Source organism: Micromonospora sp. GCM10011541 (assembly GCF_042650725.1).
In the GTDB taxonomy this organism is placed as follows: domain Bacteria; phylum Actinomycetota; class Actinomycetes; order Mycobacteriales; family Micromonosporaceae; genus Micromonospora; species Micromonospora sicca.
The window spans coordinates 19660-28155 of sequence record NZ_JBHSBP010000068.1 but is presented as its reverse complement, the minus strand read 5'-3'; the positions used below and the strand labels follow the sequence as shown (position 1 = coordinate 28155).

10 protein-coding genes and 1 pseudogene are annotated in these 8496 nt (G+C 70.2%); 6 read left to right on the top strand and 5 right to left on the bottom strand.

All coding sequences use genetic code 11. From position 1 onward, the window contains the following. Positions 1-92 precede the first annotated feature (92 nt). Positions 93-1013 (top strand): phage portal protein, encoded by a 921-nt coding sequence (locus ACFOYX_RS27845; RefSeq protein WP_322443243.1) that lies wholly within the window; start codon positions 93-95, stop codon positions 1011-1013. A gap of 1037 nt (positions 1014-2050) precedes the next feature. On the opposite strand, the gene ACFOYX_RS27840 is transcribed toward ACFOYX_RS27845, so the two are convergent. Genes ACFOYX_RS27840 through ACFOYX_RS27830 form a run of 3 tightly spaced genes read right to left on the bottom strand, consistent with a single transcriptional unit; the run spans position 2051 to position 3449 of the window. Further along, a complete protein-coding gene (locus tag ACFOYX_RS27840; protein WP_322475148.1) occupies positions 2051-2680 on the bottom strand; it encodes a DUF2637 domain-containing protein in 630 nt (209 codons plus the stop codon). 20 nt (positions 2681-2700) lie between these two features. Then, on the bottom strand, positions 2701-3273 hold the full coding sequence (locus ACFOYX_RS27835) for a helix-turn-helix domain-containing protein (protein WP_109800866.1): 573 nt from the start codon (positions 3271-3273) through the stop codon (positions 2701-2703). Then, on the bottom strand, positions 3270-3449 hold the full coding sequence (locus ACFOYX_RS27830; RefSeq protein WP_109800865.1) for a hypothetical protein: 180 nt from the start codon (positions 3447-3449) through the stop codon (positions 3270-3272). Before ACFOYX_RS27830 ends, ACFOYX_RS27835 begins: the two co-directional genes overlap by 4 nt. 36 nt (positions 3450-3485) lie before the next feature. On the opposite strand from ACFOYX_RS27830, the gene ACFOYX_RS27825 reads away from it, so the two are divergent. Continuing rightward, positions 3486-3653, top strand: a complete 168-nt coding sequence (locus ACFOYX_RS27825; RefSeq protein WP_109800864.1) for a DUF1684 domain-containing protein — start codon at positions 3486-3488, stop codon at positions 3651-3653. 35 nt (positions 3654-3688) lie between these two features. On the opposite strand, the gene ACFOYX_RS27820 is transcribed toward ACFOYX_RS27825, so the two are convergent. Continuing rightward, on the bottom strand, positions 3689-4276 hold the full coding sequence (locus ACFOYX_RS27820) for a general stress protein (protein ID WP_322443245.1): 588 nt from the start codon (positions 4274-4276) through the stop codon (positions 3689-3691). 164 nt (positions 4277-4440) lie between these two features. Here ACFOYX_RS27820 and ACFOYX_RS27815 point away from each other — a divergent pair, with 164 nt between their 5' ends. The 3 genes from ACFOYX_RS27815 to ACFOYX_RS27805 all read left to right on the top strand — a co-directional run bounded on the left by ACFOYX_RS27815 (position 4441) and on the right by ACFOYX_RS27805 (position 7643). Continuing rightward, positions 4441-6288 carry a glycoside hydrolase family 15 protein gene (locus ACFOYX_RS27815; protein ID WP_322443246.1) on the top strand — a complete coding sequence of 616 codons (1848 nt, stop codon included), beginning with the start codon at positions 4441-4443 and terminating at the stop codon, positions 6286-6288. After that, positions 6285-7064 carry a glucose 1-dehydrogenase gene (locus ACFOYX_RS27810; RefSeq protein WP_322443247.1) on the top strand — a complete coding sequence of 260 codons (780 nt, stop codon included), beginning with the start codon at positions 6285-6287 and terminating at the stop codon, positions 7062-7064. Before ACFOYX_RS27815 ends, ACFOYX_RS27810 begins: the two co-directional genes overlap by 4 nt. A 78-nt stretch (positions 7065-7142) precedes the next feature. Beyond that, on the top strand, positions 7143-7643 hold the full coding sequence (locus ACFOYX_RS27805; RefSeq protein WP_109800860.1) for a metallophosphoesterase: 501 nt from the start codon (positions 7143-7145) through the stop codon (positions 7641-7643). Position 7644: 1 nt separating this feature from the next. On the opposite strand, the gene ACFOYX_RS27800 is transcribed toward ACFOYX_RS27805, so the two are convergent. After that, positions 7645-7860: a DUF3072 domain-containing protein gene (locus ACFOYX_RS27800; protein ID WP_322443248.1), complete on the bottom strand. Its 216-nt coding sequence runs from the start codon at positions 7858-7860 to the stop codon at positions 7645-7647. Between the two features lie 109 nt (positions 7861-7969). Here ACFOYX_RS27800 and ACFOYX_RS27795 point away from each other — a divergent pair. Then, positions 7970-8455, top strand: a pseudogene (locus ACFOYX_RS27795) (NAD(P)-binding protein); the annotation flags it as partial. Positions 8456-8496: the final 41 nt, after the last annotated feature.

Here is an 8496-nt window from a genome sequence, read left to right as displayed (position 1 = left end):
TATGGACGTTACGCCCGTGTCATCCCCACTCGGCCGCCGAACCTTGCTGAGATCACCTCATTGGTGAAACCAGGAAGCCGGCCCCCGGGCCGGTGTGGCTGAGTAAGCCCAACCCGTTTGATACGCCGTTTGACTTCTGGCAGAAAGTGATGACGTCACTTCTGACGGACGGCAACGCTTTTGTGCGTGTCTACCGGAACGGTGGGGGGAAGGTTGTTGCCCTGGTGCCGCTCGACCCCCGCACCGTGCGGGTTGAGCTGACCGAGGATGGCAGCGGCGTTCTTTACAAGGTTGCTGACGTAACCCTGTTTGACCGGGACGTTATCCACGTTAAGGGGTTTGCTCAGGCAAACAGCCTCCGTGGTCTGTCTCCGCTTGAGAATGCCCGGCAGACCATTGGTGCCGGGTTGGCTACCGAGGAATACGGCGCACGGTTCTTTAGCCAGGGCACCACGCTTACCGGCGTCATTGAACACCCCGGCACCCCCAAGCCGGGTGAGGTTGCCATCTTGGCCCGAATGATGCGCAAGAATCACGCGGGCATCAAGAACAGTCACGGTGTCGGCGTTCTTACGGGTGGGTCTACCTGGAAACAGATTAGCGTTACCCCGGAACAGGCACAGTTTTTGGAGACTCAGCGGTTTAACCGTCTGGCTATCGCTGGAATCTTCCGGGTGCCCGCTTACATGCTCGACCCGACAACGGCTAGCTCATGGGGTAGTGGTGTTGAGGAGCAACACAATTGGTTTGTCACTCAAACGTTGATGCCGTGGCTGGTTCGGATTGAGCAGGCTTTCTCCGCCATCCTGCCGGCTGGTCAGAGCTTGCGTTTCAACGCTAACGCGAGGATGCGCGTAAAGACGGCTGAGCGTTACCAGGCTTACCGCACCGGCATTGAGGCGGGTTTCCTGTCGGTGGATGAGGTGCGGGCCCTTGAGGACCGCGAGCCGCTGCCGGACGCCAAGGGGCAGACCTACGGGCGTAACAGCAACCCGGCTGGCTCTGATGCATGAGGACGGGCACCGGCGCTCCCGGGTGATCGCGTTGACGCGATAAATGCAGTCGCACCCGTCCACAGGATGGACCTTTTTCGAGGCGACAGGCTGGCATGAGGGGTAGCTTGCCTGACCGATAGGCGGTAAGTGTCCAGCTTTGCCCCGGCGTTTAAGGTGCAGTCGTACGTAAGTTCGGGAGGTTGGCTTTGAACGGCACGCTCCGTGGCTTACCGTCGATGTGCCCGACCGAGGTAACCCATCAGGAAGCCGACCGTTGGGATAGAAGCAAGCACCGACTCTGGTCGGTTGCAAGCACCGACACGCCGACGGATGGCCTCCGCTTGACCCGAGGACGCCCGGCGGCTGCAATTGATCGCGGTAACGACGTCGTCGCACGAACCCTCCCTACAGGGGGGCGGAAAGAGCGAACGCCCGGTGGCTAGACCGGGCGTCGCTGGCGACTCCGTTGTTACTCCACCGTGCCTCGGTTTCAGACAAGGAGTCAGCGTGCCGACCGTAGCAACAAACGAGCAGGACGACAACGGGACACGGAATCCGCACTCCGTGATCCTGGACTACCTCAAGACGGCACCGGGCGTGCTCAGCGGGGTAGCGGCTGTGCTCGCTGCCCTGAGCGGGCTACTCGCCCTGCTGCTTAGGTAGCGCCGTGAGGGAGGGGCGGTATGGGCCGCCCCTCCCCTGCCGCCTCAGTCGGTGGCGGCTACCTGGCCAGTCTCAAACGTGGCGAACAGGATTCCGTCAGGGTGTAGCACAACCTCGGTACAGACAGCCTCCGGCGGAAGCTGGGCGGCTAGCTCCGCCAGGCGGACGGGCGTAACCGGGGGATCAACGTAGGTGACAAAGACGTTGGCGGAGTCCTGTACGACTCTCACTGCGTAAACCTCCTGTGCTGTGCAACCCTCCCGCGCTACCGGCGGTTGGCCCTCTTAACTAGGAGCCAGACCAGACCGCCGACGAGCACGGCTGACGAGGCGAGACAACACAGCGTGGCGATGTGCCACGGCTTAAGAGCACCCATGGCGCGCACCGTACCCCTACGCGGCAACGGGACCGTTGAGCACCGTTCGCAACCTCCGATCAGAGATGCCGAGGGCGGCCGCTACGGCCTCCCGGGTGGTGCCAGGTTCCGCCAGCATCCCGAGGGCCAGGCGGCGGGTTTCCGCCACCGGGCGACGCTTCCGGCCGGGCTGCTCAGGTTCCGGGCTATCCGGCCCGCTGTGAGGCTTGCTGGGCCCCTCCGCGGATTCCTCCGCGCACCCGGAAGGTGCGGCTACTTCCGGGCCCTCAGGGGCCGCTATGGCTTGCTGGGCAACAGGTTCCGCCGGAACCTCCAGCCCCTTCCCGGAACGGGCCAGTACCTCAACGGTGAGCAGCAACGCCACGGCGGGCCATGCGGACACAACCCGGGCCACCGGGTGGGGGTCGGCAACCAGCACGTTGGCGGCCAGGGAAGCGGCTACGCCGACCAGGAACGCCAGCCACGCCGACCAGCGGGAGCGGCGACCATCGTTGAGAGCCAGGGTGGCAACAAGGATCATGCCGTCAACCGATAGCGGGAGCAGGGCCGCCAGTAGCGGGCCCTGTCCGGCCCGGTGGGCTAGTTCCCGCATGTGGTCGTAGCTACCAACGGCAGCGATCACGGTTACTGCCACGGTGCCAGCCATGCTGGCGATACGGCGAGCGTTCATCGGTCACCCGCCAGGGCCTCAGAACGGCACGGGCCACAGTTGCCCCGGGGGCTGCCCCGGTGGCTGGGGCACTGCTCCGCCCTGTCAGCTACCGGCAGAGCGGCCCCACGGCGTTCTACGGGGCCGTACGGGGGTCGCTGCGGGTTGGGGTTGGGGTTCTTGGTTTTCAACCACTGACGCCAGTCTCGCGCGCCGGCGCGGTAGTTCTTCTCTTTGGTCTTCTCAACTTCGGGCGACACGCTACGGGTGTCACCCCCGGGCCCGCCGTTCGTCACCCCCGGACGCTGGTTGTCACCCCCGGACGGGGCCGGCTGTCCCGTCACCAGCCGGTAGACCCGGGTGGCGACGTTCGCCACCTGGCGGACGACCAGGCGGCCGAGCTGAACCAGCTTGGCGAGGGCCCGTTGCACGGTGCGGGTGGAGCACCCGACGTGATCCGCGATGGTCTGGACGGACGGCCAGGCGTCACCTTCCTGGTTCTGGTGGGCAGCGATCACTAGAACCACCATCCGCTCAGTGGGCTTGAGGTCAAGGGTGGCGCGCATCGCAGCCTTGACAGCCTGGCTCATCGGGCACCGCCACGGGCCCGGAAGGTCGCCAGCACGGCGGCAACGTCGGCGGGGGTCAGGGTGTCCCGGCGGGCCCACGTCGCCAGCAGGGCGGCAGCCTCACGGCGGTTACGGGGGCGGAACGGGGTGAGAGCGGCCACGGCGAGCGTGGCGGTGGGGGTTAGGCTGGTTCGCATGTCCGGCTACCTCCGGGCTAGGCCCCGGGGTCAGCGTTGGCGCGCTGCCCGGGGCTGTTTCGTTGTCGCCCTGTCGGGCGTCAACAATCTCCCACGTTTGACCCCAGTTGCGCGTACGACGACCGGTGGGCGTGCCCGCTCGCCCCAGCGGAGAACCGGGTGGACGCGCCGATCGTGGCCGGGGAGCTGACGTACCACGACTGACGCCCCGGCGCGGGCTGGGCGCCGGGGCGTCGTCGTCAGCGGGCGGTCGCGCCCGTCGGCGTCAGGTGCATCCGACCCAGCAGTTGCCGTGCCTGGTCGGCCACGTCGGCGTCCACGATCACCGCGTACTGGCCGGCCCGCAACGAACTGCCCGAGGTGAAGTCGCGCTGCCCCCCGGTCATCGCGTGCGCCACCGCGCCGAAGACGGCGCCCCAGATCGCGCCGATGACCAGCCCGACCAGGATCACCGCGACCCAGTTGCCGGCCGTGAAGATGCCGAAGAGCAACCCGATGAAGAGCCCGAACCAGGCGCCGGTCCCGGCGCCCACCAGGGCGGCCCGGCCCGTGGTCATCCGGCCCATCACCGTCTCCACCAGGGTCAGGTTGGTCCCGACGATCGCGCTGCGTTCCACCGGGAACCGGTTGTCGGCCAGGTAGTCCACCACGCGCTGGGCGGACGGATAGTCCGGGTACGAGCCGATCGTCACGGTCGGCGGACCCAACTCCGGTCCGTGTCCGTCCCCGCTGGGCGCCGCCGGCCGGCCGGCCGGACCGGACGGGAGGTTGTCGCCGCCCGGCATACCGGGTTGCCAGGCCGCGGTCGGAGTCGAGGGTCTGGTCATGAGCATCCTCCTTCGTCAACCGCCCGGGTTCCCACCGCCGTCGGGCGGTAACGCCCGGCCGGCGTCGGATGCCCGCCGGACGCGCCGGTCAGTGGACGTGCGCTGGGCGCAGGCCGGATGCCGGGCGTGCGGCATGCCGCCCGTGCACCCGGGTAGACACCGGCGTGGACAGCGGACGGATAGGCGAGCACGGCTTCCTGGCGGACGGGCACAGTGCGGCGCTGGTCGACCGGGCCGGTTCGGTGAACTGGTGGTGCCCGCCGCGCTTCGACGCGCCCTCCGTATTCGGCCGGCTGCTCGACGATCGGGCGGGGCACTGGGCGATCCGCCCGGAGGAGGACTTCACCAGTGAACGGTCCTATCTGGACGAGACGCTGGTGCTGCGTACCGTGTTCACCACCCGGACCGGTTCGGTCGCGGTGACCGACACCCTGGCGCTGGAGCCCGGCGCGCGCGGCCACGAGATCGGCCTGCGCTCGCCCCGCGTTCTCGCCCGGCTGGTCGAGGGACTCACCGGCGAGGTCCCCATGCGGATGGAGTACCAGCCCCGCTTCGAGTACGGCCGGGTCAGCGCGTACCTCACCGGATCCGACGACGGACAGATCGACGGCACCGCCGGCGCCTGCCGGTTGAGCCTGCGCGCCAACGTGCCGCTGGACCTCGGCGCCGGCGGGGCCACCGGCCGGTTCACCGCTCGCTCCGGCACCAGCCACCACTTCACACTGGGGTACGCCGAGACCTACGGCCCAGGTCCGCCCGCGCTGCCCGACGCCGATCGGGTGGTGGCCGACGCGGTCGCCGGGTGGCGGTCCTGGGCCGACCTGCATCGCGACCAGTACCGGGGCCGGTACCGGGAGCAGGTGCGGCGCAGCGCGTTGGTGGTGCAGGGCATGACCTACCAGCCCAGCGGGGCGATCGTGGCGGCGGCCACCACGTCGCTGCCCGAGGAGTTGGGCGGCGACCGCAACTACGACTACCGCTACGTCTGGGTCCGCGACTTCAGCTTCACCCTCCAGGCGCTCTGGCGGGCCGCCTGCCCGGACGAGGCGAATCGGCAGTTCAGCTGGGTGTCCCGAGCGATGGGCCGGATCGGCGACGATCCGGTGCCGATCATGTACGGCGTCCACGGCGAGCGGGACCTCACCGAACACCCGCTCGACCACCTTTCCGGGTACGCCGGAAGCCGGCCGGTCTTCGTCGGCAACAACGCCTGGAAGCAGCGGCAGAACGACGTGCTCGGCGAGATCCTCGACGCCGCCTGGCTGATGCGGCACTACCTCGACCCGATGACGCCCGACGTACACCACCTGCTGCACGCCCTGGCCGATCAGGCGGTGGTGGACTGGCGCCGGCCGGACGCCGGGATGTGGGAGGCCCGCGACGCCGAGCGGCACTACGTGTCGTCCAAGGTGCAGTGCTGGACCGCGCTGGACCGGGCGGTGCGGTTCGGGCCGCGGATCGGCGACGCCGGGGACGTGGCCCGCTGGGCGGCGGCCCGGGACGAGGTGCGGGAGGTGGTGCTGACCCGCGGCTGGAACGAGCGGCTCGGCGCGTACACCGGGGCCTTCGACTCCGACCAACTGGACGCCTCGGTGCTGCTCATGCCGCTGGTCGGCTTCCTGCCCGCGGACGACCCGCGGATGCGCTCGACCATTGACGTGGTGGAACGCGGGCTCTCCCGGGACGGCCTGCTGCGGCGCTGGAACGACGACCCGGCCGGCTTCGTGATCTGTTCGTTCTGGCTGGTCGGCTGCCTGGCCCAGGCCGGCGAGGTGGACCGGGCGCGTCGGCTCTTCGAGCGGCTCGCCGCCCGGGTCAACGACCTGGGGATCTACGTCGAGCAGATCGACCAGACCACCGGTGAGCAGCTGGGGAACTTCCCCCAGGCCTTCTCGCACATCGGTCTGATCAACGCGGCGGGCCGGCTCACCGAGGCCGAGGAACGCTTCGGGGCGTCCGCGCGACAAGCCGTGCCGACCGGTGCGGGAACCACGGAGGGAGCACGCAGATGACCGGACGACTCGCCGGGAAGACCGCCCTGATCACCGGCTCGGACTCGGGGATCGGGCAGGCCACCGCCATCGAGTTCGGCCGCGAGGGCGCCGACGTCGTGGTGCACTACCTGCACGACCACGCCGGCGCGAACCACACCAGGGCGGAGATCGAGAAGGCCGGCCGCCGGGCCGTGGTGGTGCAGGGCGACATCAGTGTGGAGCACCAGGTCGAGGCGATGTTCGACGAGGCGCTCGCCGAGTTCGACACCCTGGACGTGCTGATGAACGACGCGGGTGTCGACGCCTCCGGCATTCCGGTGGCGGACCTGGACACCGAGACGTGGGACCGGTGCATCCGCACCAACCTCTACGGGATGTTCTTCTGCTGCCGCCGGTTCGTCCAGCACCGGCGCGACCAGGGCGGCCAGGGGAAGATCATCAACATCACCTCCATCCACCAGGAGGTGGCCCGGGCCGGCGGCGCCGACTACGACGCCAGCAAGGGCGGCATGCTGGAACTGGCCAAGAGCCTGGCCCTGGAGGTGGCGCCCATGCACATGAACGTCAACAACATCGGTCCCGGCATGGTGCTCACCCCGTTCAACCAGCGGGCCATCGACGACCCGCAGTACCTGGAGGAGCAGGTGCAGAGCATCCCGTGGAAGCGGGCCGCGCAGCCGCAGGAGATCGCCAAGCTGGCCGTCTTCCTGGCCAGCGACGACGCCGAGTACGTGACCGGCGTGACGTACTTCATCGACGGCGGCCTGATGCAGAACCAGGGCCAGGGCGCCTGAGCCGGCGCTGCCCGGCCGGCGGGTCGCCGTCCGGGGATCCGGCGCGACAGGTCGGGCGGGGGCGGGGAGGATCGGGGGATGCAGCTCGTGATCACCGCCGACACCCACGTACCGAAGCGGGCCCGGGACCTGCCCCCGCCGCTCTGGGCCGCGATCGACGCGGCCGACGTGGTGCTGCACGCGGGGGACTGGGTGGACGTGTCGCTGCTGGACGCGCTGGCGGCGCGGGCCCGCCGGCTGGTCGCCGTCCACGGCAACAACGACGGCCCCGAGTTGCGGGCCCGGCTGCCCGAGGTGGCCCGGGTGGAGCTCGCCGGGCTGCGGGTGGCGGTGGTGCACGAGACCGGGCCGAAGACCCGGCGGGAGGAACGCTGTGCGGCCCGCTTCCCCGACTGCGACCTGCTGGTCTTCGGGCACTCCCACATCCCGTGGGACAGCGTCGCCCCGGGCGGGTTGCGGCTGCTCAACCCGGGGTCGCCCACCGACCGGCGGGCTCAGCCGTACGCGACCTGGCTGAGCGCGCGGGTGGCGGCGGGGCGGCTCGACCAGGTCGAACTGCACCGCCTGCCCCCGCGCTGACTCACTGCCCGCGCCCGGTCTCCGCCTGGAGCTCGTCGATCCGGCGGGACGCCTCCGCCTTGGTCAGGCCCTCCGGCACCTCCTCGCCGGCCTCCCGGGCGAGGGTGTGCAGGTACGACTCCTGCGCGGCGGTCGGCGGCTCCTCGCCGGTGACCCACTCGTCGGGGTCCTTGATGGCGGCCTGCGGGTTGGCCCTGCCGCTGTCGCGGTCGGTCATCTCGATCACCTCTCTTCGAACACCTGTGCCAGTACCCCGGGTCCGCGCCGTTCATGCCGTCTCCGCGGGGCCCGCATACGATCACCGGGTGACGGTGGACGGGGCGGGTGTGGTGGTGGTCGGCGCGGGCATCGCCGGGGTGGCCTGCGCCGCCGAGCTGGTCCGGGCCGGCATCCCGGTGGAGGTCCGCGAACGGGCCCGGGTGACCGGCGGCCGGATGGCCAGCAAGCGCTTCGACGGCCGCCCCGCCGACCTCGGCGCCTCCTACTTCACCGTCGACCACCCCGACTTCGCGGCGGTGGCGGAGGAGTGGCGGTCCGCCGGGCTGGCCCGGGAGTGGACCGACACCCTGGTCGCGTACGGGCCGGAGGGTCGCCGGGAGCTGCCGGGCGGCCCCATGCGCTGGGCCGCCCCGCGCGGGCTGCGCTCGCTGGTCGAGCACCTGGCCCGGGACCTGCCCGTGGTGCACGACCGGCTGGTGCTGACGGTCGAGCCCGGGCCGGGGGTCGACGGCCGGTCCTGCGCGGCGGTCGCGCTGGCCATGCCGGGTCCGCAGGCGGCCCTGCTGCTCGATCCGGCGCTCGGCGCGGCGACCTGGCTCTCCGGCCGGGACCTCGGCCGGGCGCTGGTCGACCG